This is a genomic window from Acinetobacter sp. CIP 101966 (assembly GCF_000369725.1).
Lineage (GTDB): Bacteria > Pseudomonadota > Gammaproteobacteria > Pseudomonadales > Moraxellaceae > Acinetobacter > Acinetobacter lwoffii_Q.
The window spans coordinates 608,078-626,074 of sequence record NZ_KB850159.1 but is presented as its reverse complement, the minus strand read 5'-3'; the positions used below and the strand labels follow the sequence as shown (position 1 = coordinate 626,074).

Genomic DNA, 17,997 nt, shown 5'->3' with positions numbered 1-17,997 from the left:
ATGCAACAGATCAATTTGGAACAAGTCAAAGTTGCTGTGGTCGGTGCTGGAACCATGGGGATTGGTATTGCACAACTGGCAGCCATGCACGGGCATCCGACCTATGTGTTTGATCTCGATCGCAGCAAAGTTCAGAGTGCCTTAACTGCTTTAGAGGCGCAGCTTAGCAAGCGCGTACAAAATGGCAAAATGACCCAGCAATTGCTGGAAAGTACCTTTGCCAATCTGATTGTGGCAGAGGACATTCAGCAGCTGGCCGATGCGGGCTTAATTATTGAAGCCATTGTAGAGAAGAAAGAAGTCAAACAAAACCTGTTTCAACAGCTGGATACCATTTGCCCGGAACAGACGATTTTTGCGTCCAATACCTCATCGATTTCCATTACCGCCATTGCCTCGGCGATTCCACATCCGGAGCGGGTGATTGGACTGCATTTCTTTAATCCGGCACCGGTAATGAAGCTGGTCGAGATTATCCACGGACTGAAAACCTCAGCAGTCCTTGCCGATGCAGTATTTGAGCTGATGAAGGATTGGAACAAAGTCCCGGTACGGGCCAAATCGACCCCCGGCTTTATCGTCAATCGTGTCGCGCGGCCTTATTATGCCGAAGCCTTTCGTGCCTTGCAGGAAAATGCCACCACTCCGGAACAGCTCGATTACATCATGCGCGAATGTGGCCGTTTTGCCATGGGACCGTGTGAACTCACGGACCTGATTGGTCAGGATGTGAATTTCTCGGTGACACAAAGTGTCTACCAGGAGTTTTTCTATGAACCACGCTACCGCCCGTCCTTGATTCAAAAAGAGCTGGTCGATGCTGGCTGTTATGGCCGAAAGTCCGGTCAGGGTTTTTATGATTATATGCAGGCCAAGCCTGCACCAGTGTATGAATTGCCAGTATGTTATGCCAAGTCGCTGAATAAGCTCAAAGTCACGGTAAAAGGTGAATGGCTGCATTCCTCAGCATTGATTGCACGCTTAAAACAGGCAGCCCATGTGGAACTGAGTTTTCAGGCAGCAGAACAGAATGAAATCCTGATTGGTGATCTTTCTCTGCGAATGTCGCTCGGTGAGTCGGTTGAACTGGCTTATCCGCATGAGCCTGTAGTGTTGATGGACTGGCATGCAGATTGGACAAATGCCGAGGCAATTCCAGTCGTTGCATCACCGGCGTGTAGTACTGAACAGCGCCAGGCAGTGGAGCTATTCTTCATAGGTATGGATATGATACCTATTTGGTCTAAGGATCATCCGGGTCTGGTGGTGTTTCAAAAAGTATGCTGGCATTAAACGAATCCATTATTGATATAAAAGAACACTAAATCAAAGGCTTTGAAATGATTTTCAAGCTTTTTGGAGAAGTTGCAGCTTCTCCTAAAGCCTCGCCTGATTCGATGCCGTAATCGACAATTATTGCCTTCTATACCCACAGTGAAAAATTTACCAATCAACTGTTTGCATTCTTTAAAGGTCGTAACAAAGCTATCCCAATGGTCACTTGATATACATGTATAGCTTACACCTAACTGCTTCAATTTTAATTTAAGTCGTTTTGCAGTGGCTAAATCTCGGTTACCCCATACATAAGCAACAATTTCACCTGTTTCTCGATGATAGGCATAAATTAGCCATTGTTTATTTTGCTTATGACCAACAAAAGTCCAAAACTCATCTACTTCAAGGGTTTCATAATGACTTTGCTGTGCTCGAAGTTGATATTTTGATTGGCTAAGTGTCCGTAGAACTTTACCGATACTTACTCTTTCAATTTCTGCTATATCCCTGACACCACTGCCTCGCACCATGAGGTGTAATATTTTGGTTTTGATACCTGAGTGACAGCCTTGATAACTGAGAGCATGATCACCAATAAATTGACGTCTGCATATTTTACATTGGTAATTTTGCTTACCATCTACTTTTGTGCCATTTTTCTTTATACTGTCACTTAGGCAGGCTGGACACTTGATTTCTAGAGTTATTCGCATTTCTCTATTTTATCAAAATCCAACCTGCTTTTTTTCAGCATACTTTTTGAAACACCACCCCGGGTCTTTATGTTATACGTAGTATCGCCATGTTGGTGAATGAAGCCTGTGAAGCGGTATTTAATGATATTGCATCAGAGCAAGATATTGATTCTGCTATGAAATATGGAGTGAATTATCCTTGTGGTCCATTCGAATGGGCAGATAAAATTGGGTATTACACAATTTTACAAATTTTAGAAAATATGTATCGTATTTATTGTGAAGATCGCTATAGAACTAGTATATATTTAGCAAAGAAAGCGGTGCAGGGACAGGCACAGCAAACTCAGCAGCACCCATTACGCGTGGCTGGCTAAAAGGAATAATCATGGAACAGGTTTATATTTTTGATGGAGTTCGTACCCCGATCGGACGCTATGCCGGTGGGCTGAGCAGCATTCGTGCTGATGATCTGGCAGCACTCCCGATTCAGTATCTGAAAGAGCAGCATCCGGCATTGCCATGGGCAAAACTGGATGAAGTGATCTTGGGCTGTGCCAATCAGGCCGGTGAAGATAACCGTAACATTGCGCGTATGGCGGCTTTACTTGCAGGACTGCCTGAATCTGTTCCCGCACTTACCGTGAACCGTTTATGCGCCTCAGGTCTGGATGCCATTGGACTTGCAGCACGTGCCATCAAATCGGGTGAAGCACAGTTTATTTTGGCCGGTGGGGTAGAATCCATGAGCCGTGCGCCTTTTGTGCAGTCTAAACCGACCTCAGCGTTTAGCCGTACTCCAGAAATTTATGACACCACCATTGGCTGGCGTTTTATCAACCCAAAATTTAAAGCCCAGTTTGGCGTTGACAGCATGCCGGAAACGGCCGAAAACGTCGCTGAAAAGTATCAGATTAGCCGTGCAGACCAGGACCTGTTTGCGTATCACAGCCAACAGAAAACCGCAGTAGCACAGCAAGAAGGTATTTTTGCCGAAGAAATTCTGCCAGTAGAGGTTAAAGGGCCAAAGAAAACCATCCTGACCATTTCCCAGGACGAGCACCCGCGCGCAGAGACGACACTGGACAATCTGGCCGCCTTAAAAACCCCATTTCGTAAAGAAGGCGGTTCGGTCACCGCCGGCAATGCTTCGGGTGTCAATGATGGTGCGGCTTGCGTATTGCTCGGCAATCAGCAGTTTGCCGATCAGCATGGTTTAACTCCTCAAGCCAAAGTGATCGGGATGGCCAGCGCCGGTGTCGAAGCTAAATATATGGGTATTGGGCCGGTTCCAGCGGTACAGAAAGTGCTGAAACAGACTGGCCTGAGTCTGGAACAGATGGATGTGATTGAGCTGAATGAAGCATTCGCAGCACAATCGCTGGCTGTGATCCGTGAACTCGGTTTGCAAGACGATGATTCCAGAATTAACCCGAATGGTGGTGCCATCGCTTTGGGTCATCCGCTGGGTATGAGTGGCACCCGTTTGGTGATTACCGCCATGAAAGAATTAAAACGTCGTAATGGCAAATATGCACTCTGCACCATGTGTGTGGGTGTTGGTCAAGGTGTTGCACTGGTTTTAGAAAATATGGATTAAACACATCATTCAATCAATGAATTAAACCGTGGTCAGGAAGACTGCGTCAGGAGTAAGAATATGAATAACAATGCAATGGAAAAAATTGAAAAAGTATCGGTTGATGAGTTACGCAGTGTTCAGCTACAGCGTATGAAAAAGACGTTGCAATATGCTTATCAGAATAGCCCGGTTTATAAAAAGAAATTCGATGATGCTGGTGTGCATCCGGATGATTTCAAATCACTGGAAGACCTGGCGAAATTCCCGTTTACCACCAAACAGGATTTACGCGATAACTATCCGTTTGGCATGTTCGCTGTGCCGCAGGAACAGATTGTACGTGTGCACGCATCTTCTGGCACCACCGGTCAGCCGACCGTGGTTGGTTATACCCAGAATGATATTAATGTCTGGTCTGACGTGGTGGCGCGTTCTCTTCGAGCAGCCGGTTTGACCAGCAAAGATATTATTCAGGTGTCTTATGGTTATGGTCTGTTTACTGGCGGTCTAGGTGCGCATTATGGCGTTGAGCGTTTGGGTGCAACGGTGATCCCAATGTCTGGCGGACAAACCGATAAACAGGCGCAACTGATTCATGACTTTAAACCGACAGCACTGATGGTCACGCCATCTTACTGCCTGAATATTATTGAAGCGCTTGAGAAGAAATTTGGTACAGCCAAAAACTGTTCGATTAAAACCGGCGTCTTTGGTGCAGAGCCATGGACCAATGAAATGCGTAAGGAAATTGAAGAGCGTCTAGGCATTGATGCGCTGGATATTTATGGTCTGTCAGAAGTGATGGGGCCGGGCGTCGCCATGGAATGTCTGGAATCCAAAGATGGCCCAACCATTTGGGAAGATCATTTTTATCCTGAAATCATTCATCCTGAAACTGGCGAAGTGCTGGCAGACGGTGAGCTAGGTGAACTGGTATTTACCACTATTACCAAAGAAGGCATGCCGGTGATCCGTTACCGTACCCGTGACCTGACCCGTTTATTGCCAGGCACGGCACGCACCATGCGCCGTATGGACAAGATTGTCGGCCGTAGTGATGACATGATGATTATTCGTGGAGTCAATGTGTTCCCGTCGCAGATTGAAGAGCAGATTTTACAGATCCAGCAACTGATTCCGAACTACCAAATCCAGATTTGCAAACAGGGACATCTGGATACATTGCATATCCGTACCGAAATGCGTAAAGATAGCAGTGACATTATGGCGCACCAGCTGGCAACTCAGCTTAAGGGCCAGATTAAAACCATGGTCGGAATCACGGTAAGTGTCGAAGTGTTGCCTGAAGGGAGTCTGCCACGCTCTGAAGGTAAGGCACAGCGCGTTTTTGATATCCGCAAGTCTGCATGAAGTACTATTGGATGATAGCCAAATGGTCTATCATTCAGTTTCTATAAGGTAAAGTTAAACGCAATGAATCCGAAATTAAAACAAATAATTGATGACTTTATTCAAACTGAAGCACTCAGCGGAACCTCATTAATCATGACCATCTTCGGTGACTGTATTTTTCACCGGGGTGGCATTATCAGTCTGGCCAGTCTGATTCAGCTTATGGATGTCTTCGGATTTAATGAACGATCGGTACGGACTGCCGTATTCCGTCTGGTCCAAAATGGCTGGCTGATGTCTGAAAAAATTGGTCGCACCAGTTATTATCGCGTGACCGAAAGTAGCCGCCAGCGCTTCATTATGGCGGATCAAAAAATTTATAGTTTTCAGCACACTGAATGGGATCAGAAATGGGATCTGGTGCTACTCAGTTCAGTGGAACTGGAAAATAAACTGGTTCTGAAAAAAGAACTGGAATGGCTGGGCTTTGCCAATATCGCCACCAATGTCATGGCCTATCCGGGTTGTGATCATCAGAAACTGCAAAACCTGCTGCTGAATCTGAAAATGACCGATCAGGTGGTGGTGTTCAAAGCTGAAACCTTGCAACTTTGGCAGGAATCCTATCCAACTGTGAAACGCATGGTGGCCACCAATTGGCCGGTGCAGGAACTGCATCAGCGTTATGAAAAATTCATTGCGGATTTCCGGGAATTCTTTCATCTGGTGGAACAGGAAGATGAACTGGATCCGGTTCAGGCTTTTCAGTTACGAATTTTGCTGATTCATCAATTCCGCCGGATTTTATTAAAAGATCCGAATCTGCCTTTTGAATTATTGCCGTCTAACTGGCTTTCCCTGAATGCCCGTAATTTAAGCAGTAATTTATATCAAACCGTGGTTGCGGCAGGGGATGAATTCTTTATGGAGATCGCACGAACTTCGGAAGGTTCGATGCCACCAGTACATCCACAATTTTATAAACGTTTTGGCGGTTTGCGACTGGAAGCCGTCAGCTAATCTAATTCTGCATTTTTAAAGGAATAAAATAATGCCGTGTTATGCCATTGATGGGGTGATTCCTGTGGTCAGCGCTCGCGCTTATGTACATCCGCAAGCCGTTCTGATTGGGGATGTGGTGATTGAAGAGGGCGTATATATCGGGCCTTTTGCTACTTTAAGAGCCGACTTTGGTGGGATTCATATCCAGAAAAATGCCAATGTTCAGGATTCCTGTACCATTCATGGCTTTCCCGGTAGCGTCACGCTGGTCGAAGAATATGGTCATATCGGACATGGCGCGATTTTACATGGCTGTATCATTCGCAAAAATGTACTGGTGGGCATGAACAGCGTAATTCTGGATGAAGCCGAAATTGGTGAAAATACCATTATCGGTGCCAATAGCACGGTTAAAGCTAAAGCTCAAATTCCGGAAAATTCATTGGTACTCGGTAGTCCGGCGCGGGTCATCCGTCCCCTGGAAGCCAAAGAAATCGCCTGGAAAAGCAAAGGGACGCAAGAATATATTCAGCTGACCGAGCGCTGCTTGTCCTCAATGCAGGAGGTCAGTCCGTTAACAGAAGTCTCCGCAGACCGGCTGAGCTATAAAGCCTTCAAGGCAGAGTATCAGATCAAGCAGAATAGCTTGAATGACTAAGTCAAGAACATGATTCTATTCATTGAATGAATTCTGCATTTTAAAAACAGGAAGTGAATGAAACCAAATTCCAACTGCATTCCCTGACCGGCTATTTAGACTGAAATAAAACTGGTCTGGAAAGCATATATGGAAAATAGGGAATTTAAAGATCATTTCTCCCAGCAGTCACAGGACTATGCCTTGTTTCGTCCGCATTATCCGGATGCATTGGGAAAGCTATTGGCAGAGCTGTCACCAGGTACTAAATTGGCTGTAGATGTCGGCTGTGGTTCTGGACAGCTTTCAGAGGTTTTGGCGAATTACTTCGATCAGGTGATGGCAATTGATGCAAGTAGTGAACAGCTTGCCCAGGCCAAACCGCATCCAAAAATTCAGTATGGTCAGGCATTCGCTGAAGAGATCCCGTGTGTTGACCAGAGTATTGATCTGATTGCGGTGGCTCAAGCAGCGCATTGGCTCGATCTGGAAAAGTTTTATGCAGAAGTTCGCCGTATTGCCCGGCCCAATGCCATTCTGGCTTTAATTAGCTATGGCGTGTTCAGTGTGGATGAGCCACATCTGAATCATTACTTTAAGCATTTTTATGAGGTGACGCTTGCACCGTACTGGCCGCCTGAACGTCGCCATGTAGATGAAGGATATAAAAATCTACCATTTCCATTTCAGGAAATTGTGATTCAACCACCTGTATTAGAGGTTGAATGGAACTTTTATCAGTTAATTGGTTATATGAGTACTTTGTCGGCCGTGAAAGCTGCCACTAAAGCACTTGGACATAATCCACTGAATGTACTGGCAGATGCCTTATTGCCACAATGGGAAGGTCCAGAATTGCCTAGAGTCATTCGCTGGCCATTATCAGTGCGTGCGGGGCGTATAACCGTTTAAAGAATATTCAAGCTAAAGCCTGTTTATTGGACAATGGATTGAATATTTCAAGGCTCAGAATTATCGCCCTAGAATCATTTCCAGCACAAATTTAGACCCAATAAAACCCAGTGCCAGCAAGCCAAAACCGAGCAGAGTAAAGCGCACGGCTTTCTGGCCACGCCAGCCAAACTTCCAGTGTCCGATTAATAGTGAACCGTAAACCAGCCAGGAAATAATACTGAACGCAGTTTTATGTGCCAGATGTTGAGCAAAGAAATTGTCGATGGTAAAAAAGCCAAAGCCCAAAGCGAGGGTAAGTAAAACAAAACCGGTCATCAGCATATCAAACAGCAATGATTCCATGTCTTGATAAGAGGGTAGCAAACTGACCCAAACGCGGCGTTTTTGCTTCTTTTTCAGCTCACGATCCTGAAAGCGTAAAATTACGGCCTGAATGGTCGCCATGAGCAATACCGCATAAGCAGACAAAGACAGGATAATATGAATATCCAGACCCAAAGAGTTTTGTGTGATGATTTTTGCAGGCTGAGTAAACGCAAAGCCAAGAATTAATCCGGTCGCAGCCACCGGAATCCCGATCAGGTTCAGGGCAATAATCGGACGATAAGTGCTGTAAATAATGCTGAGTAACAGCATCAGACCAGAGGTAAAGGAAAACAGGGCAAAGACATCATAATTGATGCCCAGCGGGGTATGCATATCGCCATATAAAACCAGCGCATGCAAGCCCAGTCCAAGCAGTGCGGTTAGCGAGACAAACCATTGATTAGGAGCACGTTTAGACATTAAATGAATGAACAGATACCAGAAGGAAGCGGTATAAGCGACTAATGCTAAGATCGTATAAACCAAGGGGAGGCTAACCATGTCAAACCTTTTTAAGGGTGATGAATATTCATTTATATAAATTCGCTGCGAACTACAGTATCCTATAGCATTCTATGCATAAATTTTCTATTTTAAGAAACAATTTTTTGCTCATGGCTATTTTAAGCGGATTTTGCAATGTTTGATACCTTAACAGAACGACTCACGCAGAGTTTAAGAAATGTTACTGGCTCAGGGCAGCTAACCGAAGACAATATTAAAGATACGTTACGTGAAGTGCGTATGGCGCTTCTTGAGGCCGATGTTGCGTTACCTGTAACTCGTGAATTCATCGCGAAAGTTAAGGAAGAAGCATTGGGCCAGGAAGTGATGACTCAGTTATCTCCTGGGCAGGCTTTTGTCAAAATCGTTCATGACGAATTGACCAAAATGATGGGCGAGGCCAATGAAAGCCTCGACCTCGCTGCAAAACCACCTGTGGTTGTCCTGCTGGCAGGCTTGCAGGGTGCAGGTAAAACAACAACTGCAGCGAAACTTGCACGCTTCTTACAAGAACGTCAAAAGAAAAAAGTCGCGATGGTCTCTGCCGATGTGTATCGTCCGGCTGCGATCAAACAGCTACAGACTGTCGCAGGTGAAGTCGGTGCGATTTTCCTAGAATCCAGCGCAGACGAAAAACCGATTACGATTGTGAATCGCGCGATTGAACAGGCAAAAATCCAGTTTGCCGATGTACTCATTGTCGATACGGCAGGCCGTTTGCATATCGATGATGACATGATGGGTGAAATCAAAGAGCTGCATGCAGCGATTAACCCGACTGAAACCCTGTTCGTGGTCGATGCCATGACCGGTCAGGATGCGGCAAACACCGCCAAAGCATTCAACGATGCCTTGCCTTTAACTGGTGTGATCCTGACCAAAACTGATGGTGATGCGCGCGGTGGTGCAGCGCTTTCAGTACGCGCGATTACCGGCAAGCCAATCAAATTCTTGGGTATGGGTGAGAAACTCGATGCCTTGGAGCCATTCCATCCTGAGCGTGTTGCACAGCGTATTCTCGGTATGGGGGATGTACTTTCTTTGGTCGAAGAACTTGAACGCAAGGTCGACAAAGAAAAAGCCGAAAAAATGGCGAAAAAACTGCAAAAAGGCGGCAGCTTCAACTTTGAAGACATGCTGATGCAGTTTGAGCAGATGAACAAGATGGGCGGCATGATGGGCTTCCTGGACAAACTTCCTGGCATGAGCAATGCCGGTCTGCAAGATGCGTTGGCGCAAGCCAATCCTGAAAAGCAGGTCAAGAAAATGGAAGCGATTATCCAGTCGATGACCATCAAAGAGCGCCGTAACCCGGACTTGATGAACCCAAGCCGTAAAAAACGTATCGCAGCAGGTTGTGGTATGGAAGTGGCAGAAGTCAACAAGCTGATCAAGCAACATGCCCAAATGGCCAAGATGATGAAAAAATTTGCCAATCCATCCGGTATGGCAAAAATGATGAAGTCACTCGGCGGCTTGCAGAAACAGTTTGGCGGCGGCGGTGGTATGGGTCCATTGTTCGGCGGCAACGACAAGAAATAAGTTGTGTTTAAAAAAAAGGCGCAATATGCGCCTTTTTTTATTGCGAATAAATGGTCAAACTGGTTTAAACAAAACAACATTTACTTACCCAAAATAAAAATCCGATCAGGCAGACTCAGGAGCATGAGCACAAAATAAAGAGAAATTTCAAATGACCCAAGTGATTGTCGTACATGGTTATACTGCAAGCCCGGAAGAAAATTGGTATCCGTGGATTCAGGAAAAAGCCCAACAGGAAAACGTCAGTTTAAAAGTACTTCGGCTCGATCCATCGACCACACCGACACTGGACACCTGGGATCAGCAAATGCGTGAACAGATTGATGCAATTGACGAGGACAGTATCTTTATTGCACATAGCTTGGGAACTGTGGCCGCATTGCATTACTTATCCAGAGAATTAAAACAGCAGAAAATTCAGCAACTGGTATTGATCGCGGGATTTAATGGCCGGTTAGGTCGTCTGGATGAAGTAAACCCTTTTATTGATGCCGCTGATATCGATTTTGATTTACTCAAACAGCAGATTGCAGAACGTGTAGTGATCTATTCTGAAGGCGATGACCGGGTTGCACCAGAATTTAGTCTGGAACAGGCGGACAGTCTGGATGCCATTGTGGTGAATGCCAAGCATCACGGACATTTTATTGATTCTCAAGGCTGTACTGATTTGCCAGAACTCTGGAAAGTAATCGAACCTTATCTGATTAAATCTTAAATTTAGGCATGTTATTGTATTCGCTAAATTTTAAAATTTAACATGAGATGGTGTTCAAAAAGGCACTTGAATTCCATCTCCAGAATGGTTAAAACTTATTTTTTGTCGACGCAATTTGCGTTCAATGATAATAAGTAAATCACTATGAAAAATATAATAAAGAAAGTCTATATCGTGCCGGATTATCAGGCGACCTCCAATGATCACTGGTACCCGTGGCTGAGTCGCCAGCTTAAAAATGCCGGTTTTGAGTCTAAACGGATTATGCTGGCCAACCCCTTTCAGCCCAATTTAGAAGAATGGCAGCAGAACCTGAAATTGCACATTCCGCACATGGATGAACATACCTTTTTAGTTGCACATGGCCTGAGTTGCGTCAGTGTTTTAAGTTTTTTACAGCAACATTATCTCCAGCAGCAACACAAGATCGGCGGCATCATTCTGGTCTCGGCCTTTGATACACCGCTGGTGGCCTGGTCAGAACTGAATAAAATACTGCAGGCTGTGCGACTCGATCTGAAAAACTTGCCGTATAGCTGTAAACGTGCGGTGATGCTGATCTCCAGTAATGATCCCTATGTGCCTGCACCGATTTCCTTGCGTTTAGCACATAGCTTGAATGCACAAATTTTTGAGATCAAAAAAGCCGGGCATTTTAATAAATCTGATGGGTTTGCCGAATTCCCTCAGTTGCTGGATATTATCAAACAGTGTCTGGCAAATGAGCTGCAAAATGCTGCAGGCCTTTAAGCAAAAGATCAGGTTCAATCCGGGGTTGATACTGAGAGAGATGCTGCGCGAAAAGTGGAGCATCTCCGCCGGTTAACACCAACTGTGCTGGAAAATCATGTAGTACTTTCTCAATCGTGCTGAGCAGACCCAGTAGGATGCCATGATGAACAGCATCGATGGTGTTGCGTCCAGGATTGAGTTCAGAAAAAGCGGTATCCGGGATTTTAATGCCTTTGGTATTCTGAATCAGTGAATCACGTTGCAAGTACAGATTTGGCAGAATAAAACCACCCAAATGTTGTTGTCCTTGCGCCAGATCAATGGTCAGCGCCGTACCGCAACTAATCACACAATAATTTTCATGCGCTTGCGTCGCCACTGCAAGTACCTGTAACCAGCGGTCAATCCCCAGTTGCGAAGGTTCATCATAGCCACAGATCAGACCGGCATATTCTGCTTGTACCTGAGCAAAAATCACTGGAATATGCAGACTTTCTAAAATGCCGAGAATACGCTCATTATTGATTTTATCCTGAACCGAGGATAGACCTACCTGATGCAAGCCCAGCGCTTTGAAATGCTGGATCAGGCCCAATAACAAATCGGCAGGAGACTGTAAATGTAATTCTGCTGCCTGTTCAATAATCTGATCATGCTCGGTAATCCAGTATTTAAGCCGGGTATTGCCGATATCCAACCATAATTTTTTCATTGCTGTATGCCTGTTCATCTACCATTTTTAAGGCGGAGCTGTCCCTGATAAAAGGTCTGGATTCCCTGATCGGTCAAAATCTTGACCGCACCATCGTCCTGAATCCCGAGAAAAGTACCGGAATATTGCCCTTGCACATCGGTAAATTCAACCGTTTGTTGCATAAATGCAGCCGATCGATTAAAACGCGCCGCCAGATTCTGACTGCCATAATTAAACCATTGCCCGGCTTGCTGAATCGCCAGATATAACTGGGCAATCAGTTCGACTCTTGAGGTATGCGATAATCCCAACTCGTTCAAGGAGCTAACCTGCTGATCTGGAAGTTCAGTGGGCAGAGGATCGATATTTAAACCGACACCGACCACCACCTGTGTGGATGAAATCGGCTCGACCAGAATACCACCCCATTTTCCATGCAGGCTATACAGGTCATTCGGCCATTTTACTTGTAATTTTAGCCCTTGCAGACTGGGCATTTGCAGGATATTTAACGCAATTTCCAGCGCCAGACGACCATCGATGGGTTTTTGTGTATGCAGCAATGTGCTTAAATAGATGTTCCCTTCAGGTGATATCCACTGACGTTGACGCTGTCCACGGCCTTGGGTCTGCACATGACTGCACACCAGAACCTGCTGTACCCCCTTCGTTGCCAATTCGCGCACATCATCATTGGTCGATGTAGTAATCGGTTTGATGAGTAATACTTCCGGGAGTTGGCCTGCATCGCTTAATCGTTGTTGCAGTTCACGAGTTTCTACATCCATTTGAATCTAAACGTGGTAAATATCGTTATGGAGTTAATCATATATTTATTGATTGGTGCAATTGCCGGATTCACCGCAGGCCTGTTTGGGGTCGGTGGTGGTTTGATTATTGTGCCGATCCTGTACATTGTTTTTACCCAGCTCCAGTACGATCCCAGCGTGATTATGCATATGGCGGTGGGCACTTCCTTGGCAACAATTATTGTGACTTCTATCAGCTCGGTTATGGCGCATCATCAACGAGGGGCAGTGCTATGGCCCGTATTTCGTAATCTGGCGCCAGGTCTGATCATTGGCTCTTTCTTGGGTGCGGGGATTGCCGATTATTTATCTGGTCAGGGTTTGCAATTGTTAATCGGGTTCTTTGCAGTCTGGGTGGCTTTTAGAATGTTTAGAGGAGCGCATATTCAGATCGATCCGAATCAAAAATTGCCTTCAACCCCGGTACAAATTGCTGCAGGTGGTGGAATCGGTGTGGCATCGGCGATCTTTGGGATTGGTGGGGGGAGTCTGACCGTTCCATTTCTGAATCGCTGCGGAATCGTGATGCAAAAAGCAGTGGCGACCTCTGCGGCTTGTGGGTTGCCGATTGCAGTTGCAGGTGCGCTGGGGTTTATCTGGTTTGGTAAACAGGCGCAGGTCACCGTGCCAAATACTATTGGCTATATTCATATTTATGCCTTTATCGGTATCAGCATGATGAGTTTTTTCACGGCCAAGCTGGGGGCAAAAGTGGCACATCTGCTTTCACCGGCCGTATTAAAAAAATGTTTTGCTGCTCTACTGACCACCGTCGGCCTGTATTTTATTTATCAAGGTTTTATGGCCTGATTTAAATTTTTTAGGTTGGACTGATGTACCGTATTAGGAGAATAGCTCATTATTCTCCTTTTTTATGGGCCTAAGTTGGCTATATAGACATAAGATTGTCTGACAATGTCAAAGTATTTATGGATAAAAACCCGTTTAATAGCAACATAGTCCAAATAAAGGGCTAAACCAGTATCCATAAAAATAAAGACAGGAACGGTATGCCATTAGAACAAGCGCACAGTTTGTCTGAGCAGATTGCCAAGCACATTAGCGAACAGATTATTCGCGGTGAACTGGTCGAAGGCGAACGTATACAGGAGCTCAGGATTGCCTCGGAGCTCGATGTCAGTCGGGGTTCGGTTCGTGAAGCCCTGCTGTTGCTGGAACGCACCCAGCTGATTGAAATCTTTCCGCGCCGTGGGGCGATTGTCTCGGAAATGTCGGCCTTGCAGGTGCGTGCCTTATTTGATATGACCTCGTTATTGCTCGGGCAGATGGTGCATCGCATGGCGGAAACCTGGCGGGTGCATGAAGCTGAGCGTATTCAGCTATTATTAGAGCAATTGGAAGCAGAAACCCGCCAAGGACACACTGAAAAGTTTTATGATCTGATCTTTCAGGGCATGGCCCAGCAACATGAGATGGTCGGGAATCCTTATCTGATGCGCTACTATCAGGAACTGCTGCCTTCTTTACGTCGGAGCTATTTTTTGACCCTGAATATTTCCAGACGCGAGTTACAGGAATCTTTTGACTTATTTAAACTGGTCACTGAAGCAATTTTGATACGAAAAAGCCATCAGGCCACTTTATTTATGGAAGATTTTTGTCGACACTTGCGCAACCTTGTGTTGGAATCTCTGACACGGATGAAACAAATTGAACTCGCGTGGGCCAGACGCTCACGACGTTAAATCAGGACATTATGCGTTTAAGCAGTTTAAAACTTTCAGGCTTTAAATCTTTTGCCGACAGTACCACTTTGCATTTTAAAGATAATCGTACTGCGGTCGTGGGACCGAATGGTTGTGGTAAATCTAACGTCATTGATGCCATACGCTGGGTCATGGGCGAGTCCAGTGCGCGCCAGCTGCGTGGTGGCAGCATGCAGGACGTCATCTTTACCGGAACTGCGAAACGTAAACCGGTGGGCATGGCCAGTGTAGAACTGCGCTTTGACAATACCTATGGCAAGCTGGGCGGTGCTTATAATGCCTATAATGAACTGGCAGTACGCCGTCAGGTCAACCGCGATGGCAAGTCCGAATATTTCCTGAATGGCAGCAAATGCCGTCGTCGTGATATTACCGATATTTTCCTTGGTACCGGTCTTGGGCCACGTTCTTATGCGATTATCGAGCAGGGCATGATCAACCGTCTGGTCGATGCCAAGCCAGATGAAATGCGGGTTTATATTGAAGAAGCCGCGGGTGTATCACGCTATCAGGCGCGTCGCCGTGAAACGATGCTGCATCTGGATCACACCACACAAAACCTGTCGCGTCTGGGAGATATCGCCTCCGAACTGAAATCCCAGTTAAAAACCTTGAAACGGCAGTCGGAAAGTGCGATTCAATATAAAGAACTGGAAGGACAGATCCGAACGATCAAGATCGAAATTCTGTCTTTTCAATGTGAGCAGAGCCAGCGCTTACAGCAGGAATATACCCTTGAGATGAATACGCTCGGGGAAAACTTTAAGCTGGTACGTTCCGAACTGACCACTGTTGAACATGATTTGGGTAGCACCAGTGAGTTGTTCCAGCGTCTGATTCAGCAATCCACCCCTTTGCAAAGCGAATGGCAACAGGCCGAGAAAAAACTGGCTGAACTGGAAATGACCCTGCAACAAAAGCAGTCTTTGTTAGAGCAAAATTCTACAAGTCTGGTCAAACTGGAACAACAAAAAGCCCAAACCAAAGAGCGTTTGCAGTTGATTGAACTGCAACTCGATACTTTACAGCAGCAATTTGAAGATCAGCAGGCGCAGTTGCAGCAGCAAGATGGCCAGAGTCAGGCGCAAAGCCAAAACTTGACTGAGCTCAAAGCTCAACATAGCACTGTGGCAGCGCAATTTACCCAGATCAAAACCCAGGTCGAACAGCAGCAACAGCGTAAATTACAGATGTTGGCTCAAAGCGAGCAACTAGCAAAGAATATTGAGCGGATTGAACAGCAGAAACAGACGCTCCAACAGCAAAGTGCACAGATTCAGCAACAGGCGCAGCAAGATGAGCTGGAGCAGTATCAGGCAGACAAAGCCCAAGCTGAACAGCAAATCGCTGGCTATGAAATTCAATTAACAGATTTAAGAACTCAATTCGAGCAGTTTCAGGCAGAGCAGGCGGCCCATCAGCAGCGCTTGATGCAGCTCAAATCTGAAATTCAGGTGCTTCATTCAGAAAAGAAAAACCTGAGCCAATTACTGACCAAAGCCAATCCAAATGCTAAAAACGATGCGGTCCAGCTGATGCATGTACTTAAGCTCAATGATGCAGGCAAAGGACATGCCAGCCTGATCGAAAAGTTTTTGGCTAAGTGGCTGTCTGCCCAGATTTTGACAGAGGGCGAGCACTTCCTTGAAGATTGTGCGCGTCAGTTAAAGCAACAGGCTGTTCAGAATAAAATTCAGATTGCCAATACGATGTGTCTGGCCGATTGGATTGAATCTCCACATTATTCACTGTGGCAACAAGTCGCGGTCGTAGATACATTAGCGCAAGCATTGCCTCTTCAAACTGAGTTATTACAAGGCCAGACATTACTGAGTTTAGATGGCTACCATGTTGGTGCGGATTGGATGATTGCACTGGACTATGATGAAGCTAGTCAGGCCGGACAAGGTGCATTGAGTCATCGAATCCGTCTGGATGAAATCGAGCAGCAACTTGCAGAACTTGAACCTAAGTTTATGCAGTTGGAGCAGCAGTTACCTGAACTCACCGATCAGGTTAAAGCTTTGCAAAGCCGGATTCAAAGCATCAGTGAGCAGCACAAGCATACCCAAAAGCAGCTGCAGCAACTCGATGTCAATATTGCCAAAGTACAAAGTAGTGCTCAGGCTTTCGCATTGCAAAAGCAGCAATTACACCATCAGTTACAACAACTGGATGAGCAGCTTGAAGAAGATGCCATGCAGAAAGATGATCTGGAAATTGATCTGCATGCCTTGAATATCAAACTGGAACAGGCGCTACCAAATTATAAAACCCTGCAATTCCAGCTAGAAGAATTGAGTGCTCAGCTGGATGACTCACAGCAGCTCAATCAGCAAGCGCAGCAGGAACTGGAAGTGTTGCGCCGGCAAAATGTGCAAAGCCAGCAGCAGATTGAATTACTGGAAAAAGATCAGGTTTTCCTAAAAGAACAGTCTCAGCAAATTACTGCACAAATCGAACAAGCCAAAAAGTTTGTCGATCCGGCACAGTTGGAATTACCTGCTTTACAGAGCCAGTTCAATGAACAGGCGCAGATCACTGAAAAGCTGCAAAAAACCTGGGCCGACTGGCAGGTTGAATTAAATCAGGTGCAGAGCAAACAGCAGCAGCTGACCGAACAGCGTCACAGCTTCCAGCAGCAGGATGAAAAACTTCGCAGTACACTGGAAGAAAAACGTCTGGCCTGGCAGGCAGCCAAATCTGATTTGCAGCATTATTCTGAACAACTGAAAGAGTTGAATAGTGAAGTAATTTCCGGGCTGGATATTGATGTTAAAGCACATCAAGCCAAACTGGAAAAAGCTCAGGCTCAGTTCGATAAACTTGGTGCAGTCAATCTGGCGGCTTCTGAAGAATATGAAGAAGTATCAAAACGTTATGAGGAACTGAGTCACCAGATGCAGGATCTGGAAAATACGGTTGAACAGCTACAGGCTGCGATGAAGAGTATTGATCAGGAAACCCGTAAACTGTTTATGCACACGTTTGATCAGGTCAATGCTGAACTGCAAAACCTGTTCCCGAAAGTGTTTGAAGGTGGTGAGGCGAGTTTAAGCCTTGAAGATGGCTGGCAGTCGGGTGTAAAACTCATGGCCCGACCACCGGGTAAACGAAACAGCTCATTGGCCTTACTCTCTGGTGGAGAAAAGGCCTTAACTGCATTAGCATTGGTATTCGCGATTTTTCGCTTAAACCCGGCACCATTTTGCGTACTGGATGAAGTCGATGCACCGCTGGATGATGCCAATGTGGGACGCTTTTGTAATTTAGTCAAAGAGCTTTCTGAACACGTGCAATTTATTTATATTACCCATAACAAACTTGCAATGATGATGGCGACTGATCTTTTAGGTGTAACCATGCCTGAACCGGGAACATCAAAATTAGTGACAGTTAATTTGGAACAGGCAAAAGAATACGGACTAGCTGCGGAGGTATAA

The 17,997-nt window shown here is 45.7% G+C and carries 15 protein-coding genes and 2 pseudogenes; 13 read left to right on the top strand and 4 right to left on the bottom strand.

All coding sequences use genetic code 11. From position 1 onward, the window contains the following. Positions 1–1,281 (top strand): annotated as a pseudogene (locus F891_RS05825) (3-hydroxyacyl-CoA dehydrogenase NAD-binding domain-containing protein); the annotation flags it as partial. 8 nt (positions 1,282–1,289) lie between these two features. Here the strand turns inward: F891_RS05825 and F891_RS05820 are convergent. Further along, the gene (locus F891_RS05820; protein ID WP_004282341.1) at positions 1,290–1,991 is read right to left on the bottom strand and encodes an IS1 family transposase; all 702 of its coding nucleotides are present in this window, start codon (positions 1,989–1,991) and stop codon (positions 1,290–1,292) included. 59 nt (positions 1,992–2,050) lie between these two features. Between F891_RS05820 and F891_RS05815 the strand changes: the two are divergent. From F891_RS05815 to F891_RS05790, 6 genes and pseudogenes are all read left to right on the top strand, one after another. Then, positions 2,051–2,350: pseudogene (locus F891_RS05815) on the top strand (3-hydroxyacyl-CoA dehydrogenase family protein); the annotation flags it as partial. Positions 2,351–2,361: 11 nt separating this feature from the next. Continuing rightward, positions 2,362–3,573 (top strand): 3-oxoadipyl-CoA thiolase, encoded by a 1,212-nt coding sequence (pcaF, locus tag F891_RS05810; protein WP_005262543.1) that lies wholly within the window; start codon positions 2,362–2,364, stop codon positions 3,571–3,573. Between the two features lie 60 nt (positions 3,574–3,633). After that, the gene (gene paaK / locus F891_RS05805; RefSeq protein WP_005262541.1) at positions 3,634–4,926 is read left to right on the top strand and encodes a phenylacetate--CoA ligase PaaK; all 1,293 of its coding nucleotides are present in this window, start codon (positions 3,634–3,636) and stop codon (positions 4,924–4,926) included. Positions 4,927–4,989: 63 nt separating this feature from the next. Continuing rightward, positions 4,990–5,928 carry a phenylacetic acid degradation operon negative regulatory protein PaaX gene (gene paaX / locus F891_RS05800; protein WP_004279192.1) on the top strand — a complete coding sequence of 313 codons (939 nt, stop codon included), beginning with the start codon at positions 4,990–4,992 and terminating at the stop codon, positions 5,926–5,928. A 31-nt stretch (positions 5,929–5,959) separates the two neighbouring features. Next, a complete protein-coding gene (locus F891_RS05795) occupies positions 5,960–6,568 on the top strand; it encodes a DapH/DapD/GlmU-related protein (RefSeq protein WP_005262539.1) in 609 nt (202 codons plus the stop codon). A gap of 129 nt (positions 6,569–6,697) precedes the next feature. Continuing rightward, positions 6,698–7,459: a class I SAM-dependent methyltransferase gene (locus F891_RS05790; RefSeq protein ID WP_005251061.1), complete on the top strand. Its 762-nt coding sequence runs from the start codon at positions 6,698–6,700 to the stop codon at positions 7,457–7,459. A gap of 60 nt (positions 7,460–7,519) precedes the next feature. On the opposite strand, the gene F891_RS05785 is transcribed toward F891_RS05790, so the two are convergent. Next, positions 7,520–8,329 (bottom strand): cytochrome C assembly family protein, encoded by an 810-nt coding sequence (locus F891_RS05785; protein WP_004730673.1) that lies wholly within the window; start codon positions 8,327–8,329, stop codon positions 7,520–7,522. Between the two features lie 138 nt (positions 8,330–8,467). Between F891_RS05785 and ffh the strand changes: the two genes are divergently transcribed. The 3 genes from ffh (at position 8,468) to F891_RS05770 (ending at position 11,342) form a co-directional block, all read left to right on the top strand. Further along, complete coding sequence (ffh, locus tag F891_RS05780; RefSeq protein ID WP_004279196.1) at positions 8,468–9,874, top strand: signal recognition particle protein; 1,407 nt, start codon at positions 8,468–8,470, stop codon at positions 9,872–9,874. A 151-nt stretch (positions 9,875–10,025) separates the two neighbouring features. Beyond that, positions 10,026–10,592, top strand: a complete 567-nt coding sequence (locus F891_RS05775) for an RBBP9/YdeN family alpha/beta hydrolase (RefSeq protein WP_005262538.1) — start codon at positions 10,026–10,028, stop codon at positions 10,590–10,592. Positions 10,593–10,736: 144 nt separating this feature from the next. After that, on the top strand, positions 10,737–11,342 hold the full coding sequence (locus F891_RS05770) for an RBBP9/YdeN family alpha/beta hydrolase (RefSeq protein WP_005262536.1): 606 nt from the start codon (positions 10,737–10,739) through the stop codon (positions 11,340–11,342). Here the strand turns inward: F891_RS05770 and F891_RS05765 are convergent. Further along, positions 11,296–12,036 carry a type III pantothenate kinase gene (locus tag F891_RS05765; protein ID WP_005262533.1) on the bottom strand — a complete coding sequence of 247 codons (741 nt, stop codon included), beginning with the start codon at positions 12,034–12,036 and terminating at the stop codon, positions 11,296–11,298. The genes F891_RS05770 and F891_RS05765 overlap by 47 nt on opposite strands. A 14-nt stretch (positions 12,037–12,050) precedes the next feature. After that, positions 12,051–12,806: a biotin--[acetyl-CoA-carboxylase] ligase gene (locus F891_RS05760; protein WP_005262531.1), complete on the bottom strand. Its 756-nt coding sequence runs from the start codon at positions 12,804–12,806 to the stop codon at positions 12,051–12,053. A 27-nt stretch (positions 12,807–12,833) separates the two neighbouring features. Here F891_RS05760 and F891_RS05755 point away from each other — a divergent pair, with 27 nt between their 5' ends. The 3 genes from F891_RS05755 (at position 12,834) to smc (ending at position 17,997) form a co-directional block, all read left to right on the top strand. Further along, on the top strand, positions 12,834–13,637 hold the full coding sequence (locus F891_RS05755) for a sulfite exporter TauE/SafE family protein (RefSeq protein ID WP_005247146.1): 804 nt from the start codon (positions 12,834–12,836) through the stop codon (positions 13,635–13,637). Between the two features lie 200 nt (positions 13,638–13,837). Then, positions 13,838–14,533, top strand: a complete 696-nt coding sequence (locus tag F891_RS05750) for a GntR family transcriptional regulator (RefSeq protein WP_005262529.1) — start codon at positions 13,838–13,840, stop codon at positions 14,531–14,533. An 11-nt stretch (positions 14,534–14,544) separates the two neighbouring features. Continuing rightward, positions 14,545–17,997 carry a chromosome segregation protein SMC gene (gene smc / locus F891_RS05745; protein ID WP_005262527.1) on the top strand — a complete coding sequence of 1,151 codons (3,453 nt, stop codon included), beginning with the start codon at positions 14,545–14,547 and terminating at the stop codon, positions 17,995–17,997.